Below are 23,332 nucleotides of genomic sequence, written 5' to 3' on the forward strand. Positions count from 1 at the left end.
GCGTAACACCTCTTTAATAGTTAAACGCTGCAGATTTTGCCCAAAATACGCCAATAAGTAAAGGCGCAGGGGCTATTTTTGTAAATTAAATAGCCAGCCACTGGTCATTGCACTGTTTTTGAGCAGGTAAAAACTGGGTTTTATAGTTCATTTTGTCGCATTCATCTATTTGATAGCCTAAATAAACAAATTGTTTTTGTTGCAGTTTAGCAAATTTAAGTTGCTGTAATATCATCACAGTGCCTAAACTAAAGTGCTCATAGTCAGGGTCAAAAAATGTATAAATTGCCGAAATAGCATTGTCCATACAATCAGTTACAGCAACAGCCACTAAGTTTTCTTGATCCCAAAGCTCAATAAAAGTAATGGTTAACCAACTACAAAACAAAAAGCTTTGAAATTGTGATTTATCAGGTGGATACATACTACCGTCTTGGTGGCGCAAGCTAATGTATTTACTGTAAAGTGGATAGTATTGTTCGCGTTCAACTTGAGAATATTTTACCTCAAAGCGGTTTTTTGCTTTGTTAAGTTTACGTTTTTGCGATTTTGTCGGCATAAACTCATCAGCTAAAACGCGCACAGAACTACACGCGCTGCAAATAGGGCAGTGCGGACGGTAAATTTGGTTACCACTGCGACGAAAGCCCAATCCTAATAATGACTCAAACTTATTGCTGCTGTAACAACTTGGATCGAGTATGACCAACAGTTGCTCTTGGCGGTTAGGCAAATAACTGCATTCAAATGGTTGGCTTAGGCCAATACGAGCGGGAAGTTGTTCATTCATAAATCGCTAATAGCTCCTGTGGTTGCCACATGCTGTCAGGTGGGGTGTAACACTGTGCTTTATTAAGTTTAGTTAAAAATTCTTCACGTGGAATAACGCTAGCACCTAACGACATTAAATAAGGATTTTCTAATTGGCAATCAATAAAATGCGCATTATGGCGTTTAAGCCAATTAACCAGCGCCCACATAGCCAGTTTGGAGCAATTTGTTTGATGATGAAACATTGATTCACCACAAAAAACACCGGTTTGCATGATGCCATATAAGCCACCTGCAAGCTCTCCCTCGCGCCATACCTCTAAACTATGGGCCAAGCCATTGTGATGGGCATTAATGTACGCCTGTTGCATTTGCGGGGTGATCCAAGTGCCATCAGTATCAAGACGTTGATCGCGACATGCTTCTATCACTTCTTCAAAGGCATGATTAATGGTTACGGTGACCGGGTGCTTTTTTAAATGTTTTCGTAAGCTTTTACTAACATGAAAGTCATTAAGCTCAACAATACCGCGTTCACTAGGTGACCACCACATAATTGGCTCGTGTTCACTAAACCACGGAAAAATACCAGATAAATAGGCATTTTTTAATCGCGTTACCGATAAGCATCCACCAATGGCAAGTAAACCATCGGGATCATCTAATGCATGGTTGGGATCAGGAAAAGCAAAGTGGCTTTGAGCGAGTTGATAGAGTTGTTTAGTCATAACACCGATTGAATAACTGCATGGTCAAGATAAAGTGTAACCTGCTGCTTTAAAATCACAAACCACAAATTATTGTGTCACTGCATAGGACTTACTTTCTAAGCGCTATTTTTGTTAGGCAAAAAAAAAAGCGCGTTTAAAACGCGCTTTTAATTATTAGCTTAAAAAGTGTAAACTAATCGAATTAGCTAACCACTTTTACAGGTACTGCTTGTCCAGCGTTAAACTTAGTTGTCATTGCTTCTTCAACAGGTGTAAACGAGGTAAGGTCAATACCTTCAACCGCAGACATATACTCTTCGATAGTCGGGAAACGACCAAGTACAGTAGAAAGTACTACAACCGGCGTAGAACCCAGTAGTGACTCACCTTTTTTCTCAGATGTATCGGCTACTACACGGCCTTGGAACAGACGAGTTGATGTTGCGATAACAGTGTCACCAGGTTCGGCTTTTTCTTGGTTACCCATACATAAGTTACAACCAGGGCGTTCTAGGTATAGGATATTTTCATACTTAGTACGTGCCGCTGTTTTTGGTTTTTCATCGTCAAATTCAAAACCTGCGTATTTAGCAAGAATATCCCAGTCGCCTTCCGCTTTAAGCTCATCAACAATGTTGTATGTTGGTGGCGCAACAACTAATGGTGCTTTGAATGAGATAGAACCGTTTTTCTTTTCTAGGTTACGCAGCATATGAGCAATAATTTTCATATCGCCTTTGTGAACCATACACGAACCAACGAAACCTAAATCAACAGGTTTGTCGTTGTAAAAAGAAACAGGGCGGATCACATCGTGAGTATAACGCTTAGAAACGTCATCGTTGTTCACGTCTGGATCGGCAATCATTGGCTCAACGATTTGGTCCAAATCAACCACAACTTCTGCGTGGTATTTAGCGTTGTCGTCTGGAGAAAGTGCTGGCTCTTCACCAGATTGAATACCTGCAATACGTTTGTCAGCTAAGTCGATTAGACCTTGTAGCGTTTGCGCTTCGTTATCCATACCTTTGTTGATCATGATTTGGATACGTGATTTAGCAAGTTCAATTGACTTAATTAGCGTTTCATCATTTGAAATACAGATTGACGCTTTCGCTTTCATTTCTGCAGTCCAGTCAGTGAAAGTAAACGCTTGGTCAGCCATTAGGGTACCAATATGCACTTCAATGATACGACCTTGGAATACGTTTTCGCCACCAAATTGCTTAAGCATTTGCGCTTGCGTTGCATGTACAACGTCGCGGAAATCCATGTGCTTAGCCATTTTGCCTTTAAACGTCACTTTAACTGAATCAGGAATCGGCATCGCTGATTCACCGGTTGCAAGTGCAACAGCAACAGTACCTGAATCGGCACCAAAGGCAACGCCTTTAGACATACGAGTATGCGAGTCACCACCGATGATGATAGCGCGATCATCAATTGTAATGTCGTTCAATACTTTGTGAATAACGTCAGTCATTGCATGGTAAACGCCTTTCGGGTCACGTGCAGTGATCAAACCAAACTTATTCATGAACGCCATTAGTTTTGGAATATTTGCTTGCGCTTTGCTATCCCATACTGATGCAGTGTGACAACCAGACTGATAAGCACCATCAACAAGTGGTGAAATCGTTGAAGCCGCCATCGCTTCTAATTCTTGTGCTGTCATTGGACCGGTTGTATCTTGCGAACCAACGATGTTCACTTTAACGCGAACGTTTGAGCCTGCATGAAGTGGTGTATCAGATAGAACACCTACCGCATTACGGTTAAAGATTTTTTCAACCGCTGTTAAGCCTTGGCCTTCATGTGAAATTTCTTTTGAAGGTGCATACACAAGAGGAGTTTCAATGCCGAGCGTTTCAGCAGCAAACGTTTGTAGTTTCTTACCAAATACTACAGCGTATGAACCACCAGCTTTCATGAATTCAACTTTTTGCGGTGTGAACGCTGATGATACATCAACCAGTTCTTTATCACCGTTATAAAGCTTTTTCTCTTTTGTATTGATTGTTAATACAGTACCTGTGGCAACTGAATAAGCTTCTTCAAGCACTGCATCGCCATTTTCATCAGTTACAGTATTGCCGTCTGCATCTACTTTCTTAACCCAGTTTTTAAGATCAAGACCAATACCGCCGGTTACATCAACCGTCGTTAAGAAGATTGGTGCGATACCATTAGTACCTGCAACAACAGGTGCAATGTTGATGAAAGGAACGTATGGACTTGCTTGTTTACCCGCCCAAAGTGCAACGTTATTTACACCAGACATACGAGATGAACCAACGCCCATGGTGCCTTTTTCAGCAATAAGCATTACTTTAGCATTAGGGTGTTTCTTTTGAAGTTCAACGATTTCTTGTTGTGCTTCTTCAGTGATCATACACTTACCGTGTAATTCACGGTCAGCACGTGAGTGTGCTTGGTTACCTGGAGACAGTAAATCAGTTGAGATGTCGCCTTCACCAGCAATGTAAGTTACTACTTCGATTTTTTCTTCGATGTCAGGTAGTTTTGTGAAGAATTCAGCTTTTGAGAAACTCTCTAGTAATTCTTTAGCAATTGCGTTACCTGCTTCGTAGGCCGCTTTTATGCGCTCCATATCAGCATCGTATAAGAATACCTGAGTTTTAAGTACTTCAGCCGCTTGTGCTGCAATTGCTGCGTCATCACCAAATGCTAAATCAATTAGCATTTCAATTGACGGGCCGCCTTTCATGTGTGAAAGCAGTTCAAATGCAAATTCTGGAGTGATCTCTGCAACGTGCTCTTCACCTAAAATGATTTCTTTTAGAAACTGTGCTTTAACGCCCGCAGCACTAGTTGTTCCAGGTAAAGTATTATAAATAAAGAAATGCAGTGAATCTTTACGGTGCTCGTTATTAGTATCTTTAATTTGATTAATTATTTCTGATACTAGTTCAGCGCTATCGATTGGTTGTGGGCTTAATCCAAGCTCCGTTTTACGGGTTTGGATTTCTTCCATATATTTTGTATACAAACTCATAGAAAACTCTCGGTAATTTACTTGATATGAAGTTTAGCATTTTAACTGATTTTACAGTCTCTAGTAATGCCTAAATGAATAAAGCTTTTATTCCTGACGATAATTATAGTTAGTTTTACTTATATAATTTGACGGTATTCGTTGCTCACCCTTAGATCCTATCGTACCTAAGCCATTAATTGTATAAATACGATTGATTTTCAGTATAAATTTTGTGAATGTTTATACGGCTGCAATGAGTACTTTTCGGTGTTGGATGAGCCTTTATAATTTTTGGCCACAAAAAAAGGGCTGAAAATTCAGCCCTTACTATATGTTATGAAAACTTATAGGTTATCTAAAAAGCGTTCTGCATCAAGTGCAGCCATACAGCCAGTACCCGCAGAAGTGATTGCTTGACGGTAGATATGATCAGACACATCACCGGCAGCAAATACGCCTGGCACACTAGTTTGTGTTGCATTACCGTTAAGACCAGACTCAACTACTAAGTAGCCGTCTTTCATTTCTAGCTGACCTTCAAACATATCGGTGTTTGGCTTATGGCCAATGGCAATAAACACACCCGCTAAATCAAGTTCTTCAGTAGCATCTGATGCCACATCTTTAATGCGAACGCCGGTAACACCCATTTGGTCACCAAGCACTTCATCAAGTGTACGGTTGTAGTGCATGACAACGTTACCGTTCGCTGCTTTTTCAGCAAGGCGGTCAGCAAGAATCTTTTCACTACGGAAACTATCACGACGGTGAATAACATGAACTTCATCAGCAATGTTAGACAGGTATAACGCTTCTTCAACCGCTGTATTACCACCACCAACAACCGCTACTTTTTGACCTTTATAGAAAAAGCCGTCACAGGTTGCACAAGCTGAAACGCCGCGACCTTGGAAATTAGTCTCAGACTCTAAGCCTAAATATTTCGCAGAAGCACCTGTTGCAATGATTAAAGCATCACAGGTGTAAGTACCTTGGTCACCGGTTAGTGTGAAAGGGCGCTTAGATACGTCAACTTTGTTGATGTGGTCGAACACAATTTCAGTTTCAAAGCGTTCTGCATGCTCTTTCATACGATCCATTAATGCAGGGCCGGTTAAACCGTGTGCATCGCCAGGCCAGTTTTCAACTTCAGTAGTGGTTGTTAGCTGGCCACCTTGTTGAATACCTGTAATTAAAACAGGGTTTAAATTAGCACGTGCAGCGTAAACTGCAGCTGTATAGCCTGCAGGGCCCGAACCTAAAATAAGTAACTTACAATGTTTTGCTTCAGTCATGATCTTTTCCTAAACGTTTAATACGGTTTTAATGCGCCCGATTCTAAGAAAAACAAGCAGGAAGTAAATAAAAGATGAGATTATTTTTTTTCGCAAATTCCGAAGCTGTTCATTAATGTGTACTAGTAAATGACTTATAGGCAGTGCTCGACTAATAAATAGACTGTTAGCCAATAAAACGACGTTAATTCATGACCAGCCTGATTTTTTTTGTTATCTTTTAACTAATTTTGATTTGTCACTGCTTAATTATGTGACCTAAGTGAATAGGCAACTATGTTATTTTGGCAAGAGAAACCCGCATTTGGGTTGACTTCAAAAGACGTTAACGTCTTAACCAATGCGCAAGAATACCGTACGCAATTGTTAGATTTAATTGCCAACGCAAAAAAACGAATTTATATCACCACACTCTACTTACAAGATGATGAAGCGGGTCGTGAAATATTAGCTGCACTACACAGTGCTTCGTTAGCTAATCCTGCGCTTGAGATAAAAGTATTGGTGGATTTTCATCGTGCGCAACGCGGTTTAATTGGAGCTGAAAAGTCAGAGGGCAATGCAAGCTTATATTGCGACGATTTAGAAAAATTTAATTCAAACGTTCAAGTGTATGGTGTCCCCGTAAAGGCAAAAGAACTGTTTGGGGTGTTACATTTAAAAGGCTTTGTTATTGACGACACACTGCTCTACAGCGGTGCCAGTTTAAATAATGTGTATTTGCAATATAGCGACCGATACCGGCTCGATCGCTACTTTTTAGTATCGCAAAGCGAATTATGTGACTCAGTAGTCGATTTTATCGAATCAACTTTATTAAGTTCTGAAGCGGTACCAAGAATTGATCAACGACCGCTTAAACGTATGGCTGACTTTAAGCTTGAACAAAAGCAACTTATGCGTGAGCTTAAATCGGCAAGTTATAAAAATGCGCAAGAGTTTAATACCCATGCAATGGGTATTCGTTTATTTTTAGGGTTAGGCCGTCGTAATAACGAGCTCAATCGCTTAATTAAAGCGTTATTTGATACCACCGAGCAAGAATTGGTGTTATACACGCCGTATTTTAATTTTCCAGCGCCTTTAATGCGCTCTTTACGTCGCTTATTAAAGCAAGGTAAGCAGGTTACTATTGTGGTGGGCGATAAAACCGCAAACGATTTTTACCTGCCACCTAGCGAGCCATTTAGTAAAATTGGTGCACTGCCTTATTTATACGAAACTATTTTGCACAAGTTTGTAAAATCGCAAAAACGCCACATAGATAATGGCAACCTAAACGTATACCTTTGGAAACACGAGAGTAACTCGTTCCATCTAAAAGGGATTTGCTGCGACCGCAAAGTACATTTACTCAGTGGGCATAACCTAAATCCGCGCGCGTGGGGGCTCGATATCGAAAATGGCATCCTGATAGAAGATCCTGAGCAAACGATAATGCGCGACATTGATAATGAACGCCAAGAAATTTTAAAGCATTGTCGTCGTTTAACCGGCCCTGATGATTTAGAAACCATGGACGATTACCCGCAGCCGGTGAAAAAACTGCTTGGTCAAGCTAAGCGCGTAAAAGTCGACTTTATTATTAAACGATTTATATAATACGAGGATCTGTTGACCACAGACCCTAAAATTTAGATACAAAAAAAGCAGCTAATTAGCTGCTTTTTTAATGCTTATACCTAAATAATGACTTAGGTATAAGCGGTAACTATTATTGTTACGCGTTTTCTACTGCAGTACGTGGGTCAACATATTCCATGTTGAACGCTTCAGCTACTTCTTTGTATGTTACTTGGCCTTTAATTACGTTTAAGCCTTTTAAGAAGTGGGCGTCATCTAGTAGTGCTTTTTTGTAACCTTTGTTTGCAAGGTTAATGATGAACGGTAATGTTGCATTATTAAGTGCAAACGTAGATGTACGTGGAACAGCACCAGGCATGTTAGCAACACAGTAGTGAACAACTTCATCAACGATGAAAGTAGGATCAGCGTGCGTAGTTGCTTTAGAGGTTGCAATACAACCACCTTGGTCAATCGCAACATCAACAATAGCAGCACCAGGCTTCATTGCTTTAATGTGTTCAGCAGTCACTAGTTTAGGTGCAGCAGCACCTGGGATAAGCACGCCACCAATTACTAGGTCAGCTTCTAGTACGTGCTTTTCAAGCGCGTCAGCTGTTGAGTAAATAGCTTTAACTTTGTTACCAAACTGTGCGTCTAGTGCACGTAGTACGTCGATGTTACGGTCAAGTACAACAACCTCAGCACCTAAGCCAACCGCCATTTGTGCAGCGCTACGACCAACCATGCCGCCACCAATAACAACAACTTTAGCTGGCTCAACACCTGGTACACCACCTAGTAACATACCACGACCGTGGTTTGCTTTTTCTAGCGCTTGTGCACCTGCTTGAATAGACATACGGCCCGCTACTTCACTCATTGGTGCCAATAGTGGTAAACCGCCGCGTGCATCAGTCACTGTTTCATAAGCAATACAGATTGCTTTACTTTTAACAAGGTCTTCAGTTTGTGGAAGATCCGGTGCAAGGTGAAGGTAAGTGAAAAGAATTTGGTCTTCACGTAACATTGCACGTTCAACAGCTTGTGGCTCTTTTACCTTGATGATCATTTCTGCTTTTGCAAAAACGTCAGCAGCTGTTTCTAAAATTTCAGCACCTGCTTGAACATAATCATCATCTGTAAAACCAATGCCCATACCAGCGTTAGTTTCAACAATCACTTGGTGACCGTGATTTACAAGTTCGCGAACACTCGCAGGAACCATACCTACACGGTACTCATGGTTTTTAATTTCTTTAGGTACACCAATAATCATAATTTTGCCTTGTTAGAACGGGATAAAAATTTTTCACTATTATATTCATGCTAGGGTAGTGTGTCTCACCTTTTTTTAAGGTCTTTGTAGTGTTAGTATCTGTTAAATCGATTTTATTAGAATAAAAAACTAAAAAGCTATGCATAACTTATTAGACCGTATTGATCGCAAGATTTTAGTCGAATTACAACTCGATGGCCGCCTGTCAAATGTTGAACTGGCCCGACGAGTTGGCCTAAGCGCCACGCCCTGTCTAGAGCGAGTGAAAAAGCTAGAGCGCGAAGGGTATATTTTAGGCTACAAAGCCGTGGTTGATCCTGCCAAGCTTGGTCAAGGGCTTTCTGTGTATGTGGAAGTAACCATTACCAAAACATCGCCCGACGTATTTGAAGAGTTCAGTGCTGCTGTTAGAAAGCACGAAGAAATTATAGAATGTCATTTGGTTTCGGGTAATTTCGACTTTTTATTAAAAACCCGGGTTAACGATATGTCAGAATACCGAGGCGTGCTCGGTGATATATTATTAAAGCTGCCTAATGTGAGTGAAAGCCGCACCTATGTAGTCATGGAAGAAGTAAAAGGTGAAGAGGGCGTGGTTATCCGTCCTTTTGTTGCTTAATGATAGAGTAACAGCCTTTAATATACTTTTATTGTTGCAGCCAACTTTGCTTTTTTAATAAGTGTACGACTAAATAATAAAAACTTGTTCATAATCAGGCCATCATGGTTAAGATAAAGTGCATCAAAATACATTTCCTGCTAAGGTATTCTATTGCCAAGTGAGTGTAAAAAATAATAATGAGGGATAGGTAATTATGCGCCTAAACGGTGTACAAAGACTATTAGAAACGGGGCTCATCGTCAGCACCTTTGCAGCGGTATTTATTTTATGTGCTTTAATTAGTTTTCATCCTGCCGATCCTGCTTGGTCGCAAACGGGTGAATTTACCAACGTACAAAATATTACGGGTACAGCGGGCGCGTGGGTGGCCGACATACTATTACTTACCTTTGGCTGGCTTGCCTATTTTGTGCCAGCGGCTATTCAGCTGCTAGGTTACTTGGTGTTTAAGCAGCCACACCGTATTTTACAACTCGATTACACCACACTTGGATTACGCATTATTGGTTTTGCGCTGTTTATTACCTCAGCCACCGCTATTAGCAGTATTAATTTTGATGATATTTATAATTTTTCATCCGGTGGGGTAGTGGGTGATGTGATTGCATCAGCCATGATGCCAGCGTTTAATTTTACCGGTACCTCTATTTTACTACTGTGTTTCTTTTTTGCAGGGTTAACCCTATTAACAGGTGTGTCGTGGGTACAATTTGTTGATTACTTAGGTGATTTAATTGTTAGGTTATACCGCTTTTTGGTGACCTATGCCCGAGGCTGGATGCAACGTGAACGCATTGCAGGTAAAGTACAAGACGAGCAACCTGATGCTTATTTTGAAGACGATACACGCCAACAAGAACCTGAACTTGCTAATAAAGTAGCAGACAAACCAAAAGCACTCGATAAACCAGCAACTAAGGTTAATGCCCCTCAAGACGAAGAGTTTATGCCGTTTGACGAGCTTGACCAAATACTCGATCAAGAAATTAGTTTCAGCGCCATAGACGATGAACCGATGGACACCGAGGCAGCACTTAACGCGCTGGATCAAAGCCCAGTGGTTGAACCTGAAAAACCAGCAACAACCGTGGTTTCACCAGCAAGGCCAATTAACAAGCCAAAATCAGGGTTTCAACCGCCGCCAACTGCAAAAGAGAAGTTTGAACAATTATTAGAGCAAGAGCCACCTCCGGGGCCATTGCCGTCACTGGATTTACTCGACAGACCCGACAAAGCTAAAAACCCTATTTCGCAAGAAGAGCTTGATAGTGTATCGCGCCTTGTAGAAACAAAATTACTCGATTTTAACGTACAAGCAACCGTAGTTGGAGTATATCCAGGGCCTGTTGTTACTCGTTTTGAGCTTGATTTAGCACCGGGTATCAAGGTGTCTAAAATTACAGGGCTGTCAAAAGATTTAGCGCGTTCACTTTCGGCAATTAGTGTGCGCGTGGTTGAAGTTATTCCAGGTAAAACCTATATCGGTATTGAGTTGCCTAATAAATACCGTGAAATTGTACGTTTATCAGAAGTCATAAACGCGCCTAAGTTTGAGCAAAACCCATCGCCACTGACCATGGTGCTAGGTAAAGATATTGCAGGGCAACCTGTGTGTGCCGACCTAGGTAAAATGCCACACTTACTGGTAGCTGGTACAACCGGTTCAGGTAAGTCAGTGGGCGTTAATGTAATGATATTAAGCTTACTGTATAAATCGGGCCCTGAAGATGTACGTATGATCATGATTGACCCGAAAATGCTTGAGCTTTCAGTTTACGAAGGCATTCCGCATTTATTGTGTGAAGTTGTAACTGACATGAAAGAAGCGGCCAACGCACTGCGCTGGTGTGTAGGTGAAATGGAACGCCGTTATAAGCTGATGTCGGCTTTAGGTGTACGTAACTTAAAAGGTTACAACCAAAAAGTAATGGAAGCCAAAGAAGCGGGCTACCCAATTATGGATCCATTATTTAAAGACACCGACGGCATGAAAGATGGCCCCGATGAGCTAGATAAATTACCTAGCATAGTGGTGGTTATTGACGAATTTGCCGACATGATGATGATTGTAGGTAAAAAAGTTGAAGAGTTAATTGCTCGTATTGCGCAAAAAGCGCGTGCTGCGGGTATTCACTTAATTTTGGCAACGCAGCGTCCGTCGGTTGATGTAATAACCGGTTTAATTAAAGCGAATATACCTACACGTATGGCGTTTCAGGTATCAAGTAAAATAGACTCGCGCACCATACTGGATCAACAAGGCGCAGAAAATTTATTAGGCATGGGTGACATGCTTTATTTACCGCCAGGTACCAGTGTACCTGAGCGTGTGCATGGCGCGTTTGTAGACGACCATGAAGTACATGCTGTGGTAAACGATTGGAAAGCCCGTGCTAAACCAAATTACATAGACGAGATTTTAAATGGCGATGCCACGGAAGATATTCTATTACCAGGGGAAGCCAGTGAAAATGGCGATGAAGAGTCAGATCCGTTATACGACGAAGCGGTCGCTTTTGTAATAGAAACCGGTAAAGTGTCGGTATCATCAGTGCAACGTAAATTACGTGTAGGCTATAACCGTGCTGCACGATTAGTAGAACAAATGGAAACATCAGGTATCGTGAGTGCACCAGGACACAACGGCGCGCGCGATGTATTAGTACCTAATGGAGCAAATTAATGAAAAAATTAAGTAGTTTATTATTGGTATTGGGCAGTTTAGTGGCGATGCCAAGCTTTGCTGACGACAGCCAAGCATTACAAGATAAGTTATCGACCTTAAAAAGTTTTAAAGCACAATTTAAACAAAACGTAACCGACGGTGAAGGCCAACTGGTAATGCAAGGTCAAGGCAATATTGCGTTGCAACAGCCATTAATGATCCGCTGGCAGCAAACTAACCCAGACGACACTTTATTTGTATCAAACGGCGATAAAACCTATTACTTTGATAGCTTTGCTGAGCAAGTAACCATTATGAAAACCAGCGGTTTAATTGACTCAACGCCGTTTATATTGCTCACCTCTAAAGACCCTGCGCAATGGGAAAAATACAGCGTGATCGCTACTGACTTAGGCTTTAGCATTACCCCAAATAAAGGCGTAGAAAGCCAAGTAGAGCAGCTTGATATTACTTTTGCTAATAACGAGCAAGGGCTTGCAAAACTGGTAGTTAAAGATAACTCAGGCCAGCTGTCTGCGTTTACATTTAGCAATGCACAGGTTAATACTGAGCTTGATAAAACAACTTTTGAATTTACCCCGCCAGCGGGTGTAGAAATAGACGATCAGAGTAACGGTGAGTAATTTAGGATTTAACTTTGGGCCCGATGTGCGCCCACTCGCTGCGCGTATGCGCCCTTTATCGCTTAACGATTACATAGGGCAGCAACATTTACTCAGCGCTGATAAACCTCTTCATCAAGCGATAGTAGCAGGGCGCTGCCATAGTTTAATTTTATGGGGGCCGCCGGGGGTAGGTAAAACTACGCTGGCGCAAATTATTGCCAACCATGCAGACGCTGAACTAATTCAAATGTCGGCGGTAACTGCCGGGGTGAAAGATATACGCGATAGCGTAACCCAAGCGCGCGATAACTTACAAAGCCGCGGTCAGCGCACTTTAATGTTTGTTGACGAAGTACACCGCTTTAATAAGTCTCAGCAAGACGCGTTTTTACCGCATATTGAAGATGGCACTTTCATATTTGTAGGCGCCACCACCGAAAATCCGTCGTTTGCGCTTAATAATGCGATTTTATCTCGCGCAAGGGTCTATGTATTAAAATCCTTGCAGGAAAGCGACTTATACACAGTAATAGAGCGCGCACTCAAACAAGACGAACAACTTAGCCAAAAGCAAATCGTGATTGCAGATAACGCCAAACAAGCGCTGTGCCAAGCAAGCGGTGGCGATGCTCGTAAAGTGCTTAATTTACTCGAGCAAGCAGTCGATTTAACCACTGAGCAAAACGGCAAGTACAACGTAGACGAACAGGTACTGAGCCAAGTACTCCCCACGCATTTAGCTAAATACGATAAAGGCGGCGATGAATTTTACGATTTAATTTCGGCGTTTCATAAATCAGTACGGGGCAGTTCGCCAGATGGTGCGCTTTACTGGTACTGCCGTATTTTAGCGGGTGGCGGCGACCCGCTTTATGTTGCAAGGCGCTTATTAGCAATTGCCACAGAAGACATCGGCAACGCCGATCCACGAGCGATGGAAGTGGCTTTAAACGCATGGGATATTTTTCAGCGTGTTGGCCCAAGCGAAGGTGAGCGCGCCATTGCACAGGCCACCTTATATTTAGCCAGTGCACCTAAAAGTAATGCGGTTTATATGGCGTTTAATCAAGCCAAACAGGACGCTAAAAACGAGCCAAGCTACCCAGTACCAGAGCATTTACGCAACGCCCCCACTAACTTAATGAAAGACTTAGGCTATGGCGCAGAGTATCGTTACGCGCATAACGAAGAAGGCGCATTTGCTGCTGGCGAAAAATACCTACCGCCAGAAATGGATGGAAAACAATACTACCAGCCAAGTGATCGTGGACTTGAGCAAAAAATTAAACAAAAGCTCGATTATTTAAAAGAGCGCGACGCACAAAGCCCAATAAAACGTTATGAGCATGATTAAACTTTACATGATGATAGCCCTTGGCGGAGCGTCAGGAGCCTGTTTACGGTTTTTTATTAGCGAAACCATGCTAAAACTCCTCGGTAGGGGATTCCCTTTTGGCACGTTGACGGTTAATATTCTGGGTTCATTGTTGATGGGCATTTTATACGGTTTAATAGATAAACAAGTTATTGCCGTCAGTCCTGCTAAAACCCTCATCGGAATTGGCTTTTTAGGTGCGTTAACCACCTTTTCAACATTCTCAATGGATTCGTTGTTGTTATTACAACAAGGTCACTTTATTAAAATGGCCCTCAATATCATCTTAAACGTGATGGTGTGTATTTTTATGGCTTGGCTGGGCCTTCAGCTAGTAATGCAAAAAGGTTAAAAAACTAACATGTTAGATTCTAAATATTTACGTCAAGATGTCGAACAAACTGCCGCTCGATTAGCCGCACGTGGTTATGAGCTAGATGTAGCGGTAGTGACTGAACTTGAAGAAAAACGCAAAACATTACAAGTAAAAACGCAAGAACTTCAAAGTCAACGTAACGCCAGTGCTAAAGCCATTGGCCAAGCAAAAGCAAAAGGCGAAGACGCACAACCATTGCTAGACGCAGTTGCTAACTTAGGCAGCGAGTTAGACGCGGCTAAAGCTGAGCAAGACGAAGTGTTAGAAGCAATTAAACAAATTGCCTTAGCAATTCCAAACTTACCGGACGAGTCGGTACCAGAAGGCGCTGACGAAGACGACAACGTAGAAATTTTAACTTGGGGCACCCCTAAAAAGTACGATTTTGAAGTTAAAGACCACGTTGACGTAGGGCAAGACCTAAACGGCCTAGACTTTGAAATGGGCGTTAAAATTAGTGGCGCACGTTTTACCGTAATGCGCGGCCAAGTAGCACGTATGCACCGTGCACTTACCCAATACATGCTAGACACCCACACAGATAAAAACGGCTACACAGAAATGTATGTACCGTACTTAGTGAATAGCGCAAGCCTTTACGGCACCAGCCAATTACCTAAGTTTGCCGGCGATTTATTCCACACGTTAGGCCTAGTGAACGATGATGGCGAGCAACAAGCTGGTTTTAGCTTAATTCCTACGGCAGAAGTACCGCTTACTAACAGCGCACGTGATGAAATTTACGAAGAAAGCGATTTACCTATTCGCTTAACAGCGCATACGCCATGTTTTAGAAGTGAAGCAGGCAGCTATGGTCGCGATACACGCGGTTTAATCCGTCAGCACCAGTTTGATAAAGTTGAACTAGTACAACTTGTAAAACCAGAAGATTCAATGCAAGCTCTCGAAGAGCTAACAGGCCATGCTGAACAAATTTTACAAGCGCTAGAATTGCCATACCGTAAAGTGATTTTATGTATGGGCGACATGGGCTTTGGCGCAGCTAAAACATACGATTTAGAAGTATGGTTACCAGCACAAGATACCTACCGCGAAATTTCGTCTTGTTCAAATATGGTCGATTTCCAAGCGCGCCGTATGCAAGCTCGTTTTCGCCGTGAAGGTGCTAAAAAACCAGAGCTTTTACACACACTAAACGGCTCAGGTTTAGCGGTTGGCCGTACACTTGTAGCAATACTAGAAAACTACCAACAAGCCGACGGCTCTGTAGTCGTACCAGAAGTATTACGCCCATACATGGGTGGACTTGAAGTGATTGGTAAAGCTTAAAGTACTAGCTGTCAGTTTTTAGCTATAAGCTTTAAGAAAGAGAGCCGTTGTTTTAACGAACAGCGGCTTTTTTATTGTGGGTTCAGAAAAAGGTGAAAGGTTAAAGGTTCGAGGTTAAAGGTAAAAGCTTGATACGACCCCCGATAAAGTAGCACGGGGTAAATAATGCTTTGCAGAGCACACTTTAAAAAAATTATTTATTTCCTGCTGCGTTAAAACTACCAGTAGTTTAGTTGCTCGTTTGCTCTTAATAAAACCTAATGATAAAAAGCTCAACGCATTTAAGGCTTGTGTTTGAGTATTAGGAGCAACATTTTTTTGGTTGACTAAATGATTTAAAAAAAGTTCGACCTCATTATCTCCCATCGTTGTAGGGTGTCTCATAGAGTTAAAACGAATAAACGAAGCTATCCAGTATAAATACGCTTTAACGGTACTTTTAGCATAACGCTTTAGATACATTTGTTCGGCTATCATAGTTAAAAATGGTGATTTCATGATATGAATCTCCAGTAAAAGTTAGCTGTATATATAGACAGTACCTGTTGCTTTGTCCAATATTACTGATCTCCACCATTTTGGTGTATGTCGCCATTTATAAAACATGAGTGAAGCTAACTAACTGTTTACAGGTATCTATTTGAGGGCTAAGATAAATGTATTGTAATATATGGACATTTGTCGTTTTATAAACCGACAAATGTCGTAGACAAAATTGTTAAGTGCCAAAAGAGTAGATGCTTTGAGATTCATTCATTACACGTCGAGTCTGGAAGGGCTGTTAGGAATACTAAGACATGGCTTTATAATGAATCCTTGCCAAAGAAAGACTCTAGATCTGTTTACTGACCGCTGTGAGTTTATTAGTCGAGAGCCACAGTATTTTGGAATGGTATGTTTGCACGGTTTCAATGTAAAACCTAGTCTCAGATATTGGGAAAAGTATGGGCCTTTCGGTATCGAGATGTCGCCAGACTGGGTTATAGAAAAGCGCTTTCAAAAGGTGCGTTACATTGAAAGACACGGGAGAGAACGAGACAGAATCAAAGCTTTTTTTGACGAAGCAATCGAAGAGCTTGACGGTATAGTTAATTCTCAGTACCCGGAAGATGGCTTTCGTCAGATGGCCTATACAAATAAAATTGTAGCGGGGCTTTTGGGTGCAAGGAAGTGGGCTAAATTTTTGACTCTCTTTGAAAGCATGGAGCCATACGAAAATTCATACGAACGGGAGTGGCGCTTTTCTCGGCCGGATCCGCTCTACAATAATGATCCGATTCCGAAAGTGGTTGATAACTTGAATAATGACCGAGGTTGGTCAAGACATATATATCCACTCAAATTTTCCGACTCAGATGTTCTAAAGGTTCATGTGAGTCGTGATTGCGTAAAAGAGCTTCAGGAAATGTTAAATGATATGCAATCAGACTTAAAGATTAGTACAGCACTTAACAAGTTGCTGAGCGCGGAAAAATTACTCGCTACGCTCCCAATTTTCCGGAGAGCAAAGCGTTAGGTTTATTCATTAGTTTTGAGTTCATACAAGGAAAGAAAATGAAAAAGGATGAGTTTTTAAATCCAAGATCAATGTCCACACCAGCCGCTTGCGGTGGTATTGTAATTATTATAACCAACTCTCTAGTATTTAATTTTTCTATTTCTGCGGTATGGACTGCACTTGCATTTAGTGCGTTGCTTGCTTTATTGGTGCTATATGCCAAAAATATCGAACCTTGGGAAAAGGCTTTACATTATATCGTTAATACTTTCTTGATTTTTTCATTTGCTGCTGGTGCAAACCAAGGAATTCATAAGGCTGCGACCCCTGAAATCGCTTATGCAGCGACAAACCCATCAGCATCAATTGCTATGTTCCCCGAAAAAGCAATCCCAATGAGTATTGATGCACTTAACCAGCTAGAGTTTTCATTAGCAAGTATATATAGTGATGAGAAAGTTGTGAACAAGTCTGAACTAATGTCTATTCAACAAACACTGCATGAATTAACATTAAAATTAAAATCCGTAGAGTCTAATATATCGAAATCTAATCCTGATCGTATTGAAATAACTGGCTCACGAATTGAAAAACCTTTTTTCACAGATTGGTTAAATTAAACCTAACAAGTCGTTTAAAAGGACAATGCTCCTCACCCGTTTTAGTGGACAGTTTTTTGCCCATTATTAAAACCACAGGGGTCAAATCTTGACTTTAGACATTAGAACTTAAACTTCTCAAAGCGGCTTAATTTAAGTCGCTATTTTGCATATTAAGCACAGCGTGATAAGTCGGGTTGTCCCAAGTAAATTCATCATTTTTTTGTTGGATGGCGTGGCTTCGCCACTTATCCGACCTACGTTAAAAGGTAGGTTGGTTAAGCCAAAGGCGCCACCCAACAGAGTTCTAATTTAGGTGACACAAGCTAAGAAGTTAATTAAGGTAGTAACTTAGTTTATGTGTTTATAACCCTATAAAAGCAGCGAAATTGTCATGAATGTCATTAGTAACACGATTAGCAACACTACAATAATCACTGACTCATTAGCTTCTTGGCACAAGAGCCAATCGACGTTTGAATTTCAAGGTCATAACATTGCATATCATGTGCAAGGCAAAGATGACGCGCCGTGTTTATTACTGATCCATGGTTACCCAACCGCAAGTTGGGATTGGCATAATCAATGGGCTGCGCTCACTCAATATTTTAAGGTATTTACCCTGGATATGCTGGGCTTTGGTTTTAGTGATAAACCAAAAAACAGTCGCTACACCATTAGTATACAAGCGGATTTACTGACACATTTTTTAAAAGTGTTCAATGTAAAGGCAACGCATATTTTAAGCCACGATTAAAAAAACCAAAGGGGTCAAATCTTGACTTCAGACATCAGAACTTAAATTTCTCAAAACGGCTTAATTCAACCTGTTATTTCCCTCTAAAAGAGCAGCGTCTCTTATCCTCTTTGTGAATTAAGTTCTTCATTAATAAAAGCACTCAGATAACAATTTAGCGAAGTTAGGTAAGTTTTAACTATATGTTAAATAGTAAGTTATCTTTGGCTTTTGCTCCTTTATAACTTATTCTAAGCCACTTCATTGACAGATTAATAAGTTGGCGTCATATACCAAAGGATATTTATGAGTACTAAAAGTAGACGATTACGCAAGAAGTTGTATTTAGATGAATTTGCTATTCTAGGTTTTGAATTTACTTGTAATTTAAATGCTACTGAAGCGGAATTTGATTTATTGCTAGATGAGCTTTTAGAATTCATCGATAAAAGAAAACTTTGTATTGCTGGTGGAGGTGATTGTAAGTCATTCAGTGGCTTTATTTGTTCTGTTCATCGTTTTGGTTCGGCGACTAACCAAGATAGAGCAGACATTGAGCTTTGGTTAAAGTCTAAAGAAAACATTTCAAATATTGTTGTTAGTCAACTAGTTGATGCAAACTACGCAGTGTAATGATTTATTTAAAGATTATTTGGTTGAAGACCAAAATTAGCAAATATTAACTTCACATATCAGAACTTAAATTTACAAAAGCGGCTTAAAAGCCGTTATATTGCATATTAAGCACAGCGTGATAAATCGGGTTGCCCCAAGTAAATTTATCATTTTTGTCGGATGGCATGGCTTCGCCACTTATCCGACCTACGTTAAAAGGTAGGTTGGTTAAGCCGAAGGCGTCACCCAACAGAGTTCTAATTTAGGTGACATAAGTTGATGATTTAATTAATTTAGTTACTAATTTATGTGTTTATAACCCTCTAAAAGCAGCGAAGTTGTCATGAATGTCATTAGTAACACTACAATAATCACTGACTCTTGAGCTTAATTGTAAAAGAGCGAAGTAAGGTTGAAGTTTTAACGTCATGGTTCTGTCGGGCTTGGTCTATAAATTGTACTTATATTATTCAACAGCTTTTAAGCGTTTTGTAATGGCTTGTAATTTATCTTCTAGTGTAAAAGACAGGATTAAGGTTTCTTCTACAATTTCTTTCGTTTCATCAACTAAGCCTACTAGCTCCGACTCTTGCTCTTCATCTAAGCCTAGGGTGATCATTTTTGATTGTATAGCTTGAGATAAGTCATTAACGAGTATTTTTATTTGTTTATCTTGCTCTGAGCATTGCTTTTTTATGGTACTAAAATCATCAGTAAGTTGGCTTTTGAGGGTGTTTAAAGCTTGTTGGCGTATCGTCGCTTTTTCTAATTGTTGTTCAATAAATTCTATCCTGCTTTCTATAATGGTAAGCAAAATAGCAAAGTTATCTCGAAGGCGACCAAGTAAGCCTTCATCCTTTGTATTTATTCCCTTTACAAGCATTGAACAAGCAGGCGCGTTAAATAATAAATTAGAGCTAAATGGAACTATTCGCTTGGCTCTTCTGCCTAGTTCTAGAATTTCTTTTTCCAAGTCAGAAATAGTTTGTTTTGGGAATTGGTGATATTGGTTTGCTACCCTAAACTCTACGCAACAGCTGGCGCCTGCATTAGTAAAATAGCGCTGTACGTTAGCAAATAATGTGTCTAAATCCGTTACCTCAAGATTGTCAGTAAAAAATGTGACTAATTCTCCAAGTTCGCTTGCTTGTTGCATTGATGTAAAAGCGGTAGATGAAGCGACTTCGAACATTTCTTTTAGATTATTTCGCTCTGTAATGCGCAGTTCTACACGCTTTAATTTTTCGTTAAGTTCCTTAAAATCTACTGGCTTGGCAATATAATCATCACCGCCATAGCCATAAGCTGTTAGTTTGTCTTCACTCGATGTTAAGGCTGAAATAAATATAATTTCACAGTCGTCGTACGCACCACATTCTTTTATTTCTTTAACCAAGTCGTAACCCGTGAAATCATTACTAAGTAAGATATCCATTAGGACTACTTGAGGCTGATGTTCCTCCATTAAAGCTAATATAGGCTCGCTGCCATCAGATGAGGTAATGTCATGTTGCTTGGATAGGACCATTTCCATGATATTTCTATTTTGAGGGTTATCATCGACGGACAATATTTTCACATGCTCTCCTAAATTTAACTATTCTCATCCTTCTTCAATATAATAGCCATGGAAATGGCTACCCGCAAATAATCGGCTTATGTATATTTTCATTACTTATTTAAGTGACACAACTTTAACCCTCAATTACGGTAGTTACTTAATTTATGTGTTTATAACCCCTATTAAAGCGGAGAAATTGTCATGAATGTAATTAGCAACACTACAATAATCACTGACTCATTAGCTTCGTGGCATAAGAGCCAATCGACGTTTCAATTTCAAGGTCATGACATTGCATATCATGTGCAAGGGGAAGAGGGCGCGCCGTGTTTATTACTGATCCATGGTTACCCAACCGCAAGTTGGGATTGGCATAATCAATGGACTGCGCTCACTCAACACTTTAAGGTGTTTACCCTCGATATGCTGGGCTTTGGTTTTAGTGATAAACCAAAAAATAGTCGTTACACCATTAGCATGCAAGCGGATTTACTGACTCATTTTTTACAGCTTTTTAATGTAAAAGCAGCGCATATTTTAAGCCACGATTATGGTGATACGGTAGCCCAAGAGCTACTTGCTAGAAGCAACTTAAATGAAGCTCATGGCATAAAAATACAAAGCATTTGCTTTCTTAACGGCGGGTTATTTCCAGAAACACATGAACCGGTATTACTGCAAAAGTTGCTACTTAGTCCACTTGGCGGATTTGTGTCGCGATTTGCAAACTATAAAAGCTTTAAGCGTAATTTTGATAATATATGTGCTACGCCCCTTGCTGAAAAAGAGCTCAACGAGTTGTGGCAGTTAATTGCATATAAACAGGGTAAGCCAGTCATGGCAAAACTGATTTATTACATCACAGAGCGTAAATTACATCGCGCTCGTTGGGTGAGCGCTTTACAACAAGCAGATGTACCCATGCGTTTAATTTGCGGTATGGACGACCCTGTTTCGGGTCGTCATATGGTTAAACGATATCGCGAATTAATCATTAATCCAGATATTATTGAACTAGAAGGGGTAGGACATTACCCGCAATTAGAACAACCAAATCAAGTAACTCAGTCCTTCTTTGAGTTTCATAAGTTTAAATAAATGACTAATTTGGCGTTACCAGCATTAACTTTGCCTCTTTTCCATCCGTTAATATCGCTACATTACCTTCAGCAGTGACAAACACATCTCTGAGCCTGCCTGTGGCTTCTGGGAAAATATGAGTCTGGGTGTATTCACCATTCGCTAAATTAATACTGTAGAGCTTTTTATCGACCAATGTAGTAATAAGTACGTGGCGTTGCAGTGAAGGGAAGGCTGCATGGTTATCGCCATAATACGCCATGCCTGATGGCGCAATTGAGGGCGTCCAATCTACGGCTGGTTTAGCCATTCCAGGGTAGTCTCTAAAGGGAGAAATACGTGCTTGTGAATAATCGTCGCCGTTGGTGATTACTGGCCAGCCGTAATTGGTGCCAGCTGTTAAATAGTTGAGCTCGTCACCGCCTGCGGGGCCATGTTCGTGGCTAATAATTTGCTGTGTATCGTAATCATAAACCAAGCCTTGCAAGTTACGGTGCCCGAGTGAATAAATGGCATGCGCGTTAGCGTTTTTGTGACTAATAAACGGGTTATCGCTTGGTATTGTGCCGTTTAAGTTTATGCGTAATGTTTTGCCAAGTTGACTGGTAATAACCTGTGCTTGCTCGCGGTAGTCAAAACCATCACCACTTGAAAATAATAAGGTATTATCAGGCAGCACAAGCGCGCGGCCAGAATAATGCTGCGGTGTGCCTTTATCGGTGGCGACTTTATAAATAACTTTTGGTACTGAAAACTGCTCGCCATCAAACTTAGCTTTGGCAATAACGAGTCTGTTTGCATCAAGCTCACCTTGGGCATAAGTGAATATTATTTCTTTTGATTCACTGTAATTTGGCGAAAGCACTACATCAAGTAAACCACCTTGCCCTGCAACGTATAAGCCCTCGAAGTTTATTTTAACTCGGGTTTGTTGGTTGTTTTTAATGATAACAACATGGCCATCACGCTCGGTGATTAACCAGGTATTGTTTGGGAGTTTAACCATACTCCACGGTGAATTGAGCCCTGTTGCTAAAGTACTAGCTGTGTATTGCTGTGTTGGTAACTCGGCACTGGCGTGACAAGAAAACGCTAAAAGTGACAGTAGCGTAATACAATATAGAGATTGTTTACCCTGCAAGCCTTTGCTAGTGTAAGGAAAAAGTTTTATTTTAAGTTGAGATAACCATGCAGTTTTTAACACGTATACTCCCGTCATTTTTAGTTTCTTGGTTACTTACATTCACTCTTGCTAGCTTGTTTCATAGTCAATACGTTGTCAATCAATTAGTTAATGTAGGTGTTGTAGTGGGCTTTAATGACCGTGTTAACTTAATCCTTGAAGATTGGCTTGGCTTGCTACCGACCTATGGCGCTATTATTGCTGTTGCACTTGCTATCGCGTTTTTGGTTACTTGGTTTATTGCTAAAAAAATGAACAAGCAAGGCACACAACTATTTGTTATTGCTGGTATGGTGGCGTTTGCAACGGCGTTAATTGCGATTGAGTCAATTATGAATATTACTATTATTGCAGGTGCAAGAGGTTGGGGTTTTTATGCGCAATTATGTGCAGGTGCAGTAGGGGGTTATGTATTTGCAAAACTCATTAAGGAAAATAAGCACAAGGCAGCGCATCACGGCTTTTAAGTTAGTATTGGTCTGCAATTTAA

21 protein-coding genes are annotated in these 23,332 nt (G+C 40.7%); 13 read left to right on the top strand and 8 right to left on the bottom strand.

Going from position 1 to position 23,332, the window contains the following annotated elements; translation table 11 throughout:
• Positions 1 to 85 precede the first annotated feature (85 nt).
• From PISS_RS06600 to trxB, 4 genes are all read right to left on the bottom strand, one after another.
• Complete coding sequence (locus PISS_RS06600; RefSeq protein ID WP_058154498.1) at positions 86 to 790, bottom strand: arginyltransferase; 705 nt, start codon at positions 788 to 790, stop codon at positions 86 to 88.
• Positions 783 to 1,499 (bottom strand): leucyl/phenylalanyl-tRNA--protein transferase, encoded by a 717-nt coding sequence (aat, locus tag PISS_RS06605; RefSeq protein ID WP_058154499.1) that lies wholly within the window; start codon positions 1,497 to 1,499, stop codon positions 783 to 785. The genes PISS_RS06600 and aat overlap by 8 nt, the downstream gene beginning before the upstream one ends.
• 184 nt (positions 1,500 to 1,683) lie before the next feature.
• A complete protein-coding gene (locus PISS_RS06610) occupies positions 1,684 to 4,497 on the bottom strand; it encodes a bifunctional aconitate hydratase 2/2-methylisocitrate dehydratase (RefSeq protein WP_083494649.1) in 2,814 nt (937 codons plus the stop codon).
• Between the two features lie 326 nt (positions 4,498 to 4,823).
• Entirely contained in the window at positions 4,824 to 5,774 is a 951-nt protein-coding gene (trxB, locus tag PISS_RS06615; RefSeq protein WP_008110078.1) for a thioredoxin-disulfide reductase, read from the bottom strand.
• A 276-nt stretch (positions 5,775 to 6,050) separates the two neighbouring features.
• Between trxB and pssA the strand changes: the two genes are divergently transcribed.
• Positions 6,051 to 7,376 (top strand): CDP-diacylglycerol--serine O-phosphatidyltransferase, encoded by a 1,326-nt coding sequence (gene pssA, locus PISS_RS06620; RefSeq protein WP_013464757.1) that lies wholly within the window; start codon positions 6,051 to 6,053, stop codon positions 7,374 to 7,376.
• A 118-nt stretch (positions 7,377 to 7,494) separates the two neighbouring features.
• On the opposite strand, the gene ald is transcribed toward pssA, so the two are convergent.
• Positions 7,495 to 8,616 (bottom strand): alanine dehydrogenase, encoded by a 1,122-nt coding sequence (gene ald / locus PISS_RS06625; RefSeq protein ID WP_013464758.1) that lies wholly within the window; start codon positions 8,614 to 8,616, stop codon positions 7,495 to 7,497.
• A 139-nt stretch (positions 8,617 to 8,755) separates the two neighbouring features.
• Here ald and lrp point away from each other — a divergent pair, with 139 nt between their 5' ends.
• From lrp to serS, 6 genes are all read left to right on the top strand, one after another.
• Positions 8,756 to 9,235: a leucine-responsive transcriptional regulator Lrp gene (gene lrp / locus PISS_RS06630; protein WP_008110073.1), complete on the top strand. Its 480-nt coding sequence runs from the start codon at positions 8,756 to 8,758 to the stop codon at positions 9,233 to 9,235.
• Positions 9,236 to 9,431: 196 nt separating this feature from the next.
• Complete coding sequence (locus PISS_RS06635; RefSeq protein WP_058154501.1) at positions 9,432 to 11,921, top strand: DNA translocase FtsK; 2,490 nt, start codon at positions 9,432 to 9,434, stop codon at positions 11,919 to 11,921.
• On the top strand, positions 11,921 to 12,547 hold the full coding sequence (lolA, locus tag PISS_RS06640; protein WP_058154502.1) for an outer membrane lipoprotein periplasmic chaperone LolA: 627 nt from the start codon (positions 11,921 to 11,923) through the stop codon (positions 12,545 to 12,547). The genes PISS_RS06635 and lolA overlap by 1 nt, the downstream gene beginning before the upstream one ends.
• On the top strand, positions 12,540 to 13,883 hold the full coding sequence (locus tag PISS_RS06645) for a replication-associated recombination protein A (RefSeq protein WP_013464762.1): 1,344 nt from the start codon (positions 12,540 to 12,542) through the stop codon (positions 13,881 to 13,883). Before lolA ends, PISS_RS06645 begins: the two co-directional genes overlap by 8 nt.
• Positions 13,876 to 14,256: a fluoride efflux transporter CrcB gene (crcB, locus tag PISS_RS06650; RefSeq protein ID WP_010389726.1), complete on the top strand. Its 381-nt coding sequence runs from the start codon at positions 13,876 to 13,878 to the stop codon at positions 14,254 to 14,256. The genes PISS_RS06645 and crcB overlap by 8 nt, the downstream gene beginning before the upstream one ends.
• A 9-nt stretch (positions 14,257 to 14,265) precedes the next feature.
• The gene (gene serS, locus PISS_RS06655) at positions 14,266 to 15,570 is read left to right on the top strand and encodes a serine--tRNA ligase (protein ID WP_024601694.1); all 1,305 of its coding nucleotides are present in this window, start codon (positions 14,266 to 14,268) and stop codon (positions 15,568 to 15,570) included.
• Between the two features lie 114 nt (positions 15,571 to 15,684).
• On the opposite strand, the gene PISS_RS06660 is transcribed toward serS, so the two are convergent.
• On the bottom strand, positions 15,685 to 16,068 hold the full coding sequence (locus PISS_RS06660) for a phage integrase N-terminal SAM-like domain-containing protein (RefSeq protein WP_232311343.1): 384 nt from the start codon (positions 16,066 to 16,068) through the stop codon (positions 15,685 to 15,687).
• Positions 16,069 to 16,378: 310 nt separating this feature from the next.
• Here PISS_RS06660 and PISS_RS06665 point away from each other — a divergent pair, with 310 nt between their 5' ends.
• The 4 genes from PISS_RS06665 to PISS_RS06680 all read left to right on the top strand — a co-directional run bounded on the left by PISS_RS06665 (position 16,379) and on the right by PISS_RS06680 (position 19,036).
• Positions 16,379 to 17,086 carry a hypothetical protein gene (locus PISS_RS06665; protein ID WP_058154503.1) on the top strand — a complete coding sequence of 236 codons (708 nt, stop codon included), beginning with the start codon at positions 16,379 to 16,381 and terminating at the stop codon, positions 17,084 to 17,086.
• A 38-nt stretch (positions 17,087 to 17,124) separates the two neighbouring features.
• Positions 17,125 to 17,688 (top strand): hypothetical protein, encoded by a 564-nt coding sequence (locus tag PISS_RS06670; protein ID WP_058154504.1) that lies wholly within the window; start codon positions 17,125 to 17,127, stop codon positions 17,686 to 17,688.
• A 373-nt stretch (positions 17,689 to 18,061) separates the two neighbouring features.
• Entirely contained in the window at positions 18,062 to 18,424 is a 363-nt protein-coding gene (locus PISS_RS06675) for an alpha/beta fold hydrolase (RefSeq protein ID WP_232311344.1), read from the top strand.
• Between the two features lie 285 nt (positions 18,425 to 18,709).
• Positions 18,710 to 19,036: a YggL 50S ribosome-binding family protein gene (locus tag PISS_RS06680; RefSeq protein WP_058154505.1), complete on the top strand. Its 327-nt coding sequence runs from the start codon at positions 18,710 to 18,712 to the stop codon at positions 19,034 to 19,036.
• Positions 19,037 to 19,484: 448 nt separating this feature from the next.
• Here the strand turns inward: PISS_RS06680 and PISS_RS06685 are convergent, their stop codons facing one another.
• On the bottom strand, positions 19,485 to 20,597 hold the full coding sequence (locus tag PISS_RS06685) for a response regulator transcription factor (RefSeq protein ID WP_232311345.1): 1,113 nt from the start codon (positions 20,595 to 20,597) through the stop codon (positions 19,485 to 19,487).
• 183 nt (positions 20,598 to 20,780) lie between these two features.
• On the opposite strand from PISS_RS06685, the gene PISS_RS06690 reads away from it, so the two are divergent.
• Positions 20,781 to 21,677: an alpha/beta fold hydrolase gene (locus PISS_RS06690; protein WP_058154507.1), complete on the top strand. Its 897-nt coding sequence runs from the start codon at positions 20,781 to 20,783 to the stop codon at positions 21,675 to 21,677.
• A gap of 4 nt (positions 21,678 to 21,681) precedes the next feature.
• Here the strand turns inward: PISS_RS06690 and PISS_RS06695 are convergent, their stop codons facing one another.
• Entirely contained in the window at positions 21,682 to 22,863 is a 1,182-nt protein-coding gene (locus tag PISS_RS06695; RefSeq protein ID WP_083494650.1) for a PQQ-dependent sugar dehydrogenase, read from the bottom strand.
• Here PISS_RS06695 and PISS_RS06700 point away from each other — a divergent pair.
• Complete coding sequence (locus PISS_RS06700; protein WP_058154508.1) at positions 22,848 to 23,309, top strand: hypothetical protein; 462 nt, start codon at positions 22,848 to 22,850, stop codon at positions 23,307 to 23,309. The genes PISS_RS06695 and PISS_RS06700 overlap by 16 nt on opposite strands.
• Positions 23,310 to 23,332: the final 23 nt, after the last annotated feature.

It is taken from the genome of Pseudoalteromonas issachenkonii (assembly GCF_002310795.1).
GTDB classification, from domain to species: domain Bacteria; phylum Pseudomonadota; class Gammaproteobacteria; order Enterobacterales; family Alteromonadaceae; genus Pseudoalteromonas; species Pseudoalteromonas tetraodonis.